This is a genomic window from Paenibacillus sp. A3M_27_13, assembly GCF_024213315.1.
GTDB classification, from domain to species: Bacteria; Bacillota; Bacilli; order Paenibacillales; family Paenibacillaceae; genus Paenibacillus; species Paenibacillus polymyxa_B.
This window is the reverse complement of record NZ_JANAVE010000029.1, coordinates 1-581: the sequence shown is the minus strand read 5'-3', so window position 1 is coordinate 581 and position 581 is coordinate 1. Positions and strand designations below refer to the sequence as shown.

Below are 581 nucleotides of genomic sequence, written 5' to 3'. Positions count from 1 at the left end.
GTCCGCGGATGCACTCCCGCTTCCTCCAGCGCACGCGTGATTACCTCCGCCTGCGCCTTCGGGTTTGGCACGGTATAGCCGTTCGTCTTCCCACCGTGGTTCACCGCCGTTCCCTTGATGATGCCGTAGATCTGATCCCCGTCCGCCACCGCCTGGGCCAGCGGCTTCAGCAGCACCGCGCCTACGCCTTCCCCCGGCACATAGCCGTCTCCTCCTTCTCCGAAGCTTTCGCACCGCCCCTTGCTGGAGGCAAACTTGCCCTGGGCCAGCATCAGGTATTTATTCGGGTGCACCGAGACGTTTACCCCGCCGGCAATCGCCAGCTTGCACGTCCCCTGCTGCAGGCTTTGGCAGGCCAAATGGAGAGCCGTCAGCGACGAGGAGCACATCGTATCCACCGCCATGCTCGGCCCGTGGAAGTTGAAGTAGTACGACACCCGGTTTGCCACCGACGATGGGTTCCCTGACAGCGCCAGCGGATGCCCCTGCAACGTCCGCTCCGCACCGTACAGCTGGTATTCTTCGTACATCACACCCACGTACACGCCTACGTTTCCTCCGCTGTCCCCTCCTGCTTCCGC

Annotated in this window: 1 protein-coding gene; it reads right to left on the bottom strand. The window is 63.3% G+C overall.

Annotated elements, in window-relative coordinates; genetic code table 11:
- Nucleotides 1-581: beta-ketoacyl [acyl carrier protein] synthase domain-containing protein (locus tag NLX82_RS27470; RefSeq protein ID WP_254349310.1), on the bottom strand; the 581-nt coding region annotated here is incomplete at both ends.